Below are 339 nucleotides of genomic sequence, written 5' to 3'. Positions count from 1 at the left end.
CTGGTCGGGGGCGCGATCGACGGGCTCGTGTTCAGCTCGGCGCCCGAGGAGCCGCTGATCCAGATGCTGCTGCGCACGCCCGGGATCCGGCTGGTCGACTTTCCGCAGGCCGAGGCCTACACGCGGCGCCTGCCGTTCCTGTCGCACGTGGTGCTGCCGCGCGGGATCGTCGACCTCGCCAGCGACAACCCGTCGCGCGACCACCGCCTGATCGCGCCGACGGCGACCATGGTCGCGCGCGAGGACCTGCATCCGGCGCTGGTCGACCTGTTGGTGCAGGCGGCCAGCCAGATCCACGGCGGCACCGGCTGGTTCCAGCAGCAGGGGCAGTTCCCGTCG

General features: G+C 72.6%; 1 protein-coding gene. It reads left to right on the top strand.

Going from position 1 to position 339, the window contains the following annotated elements; translation table 11 throughout:
- A partial coding sequence (locus D0817_RS26970; RefSeq protein ID WP_202866534.1) for a TAXI family TRAP transporter solute-binding subunit occupies window positions 1-339 on the top strand: 339 nt, incomplete at both ends.

The organism is Flavobacterium cupreum (genome assembly GCF_003996965.1).
Taxonomy (GTDB): domain Bacteria; phylum Bacteroidota; class Bacteroidia; order Flavobacteriales; family Flavobacteriaceae; genus Flavobacterium; species Flavobacterium cupreum.
This window is presented reverse-complemented; position numbering and strand designations above follow the sequence as displayed.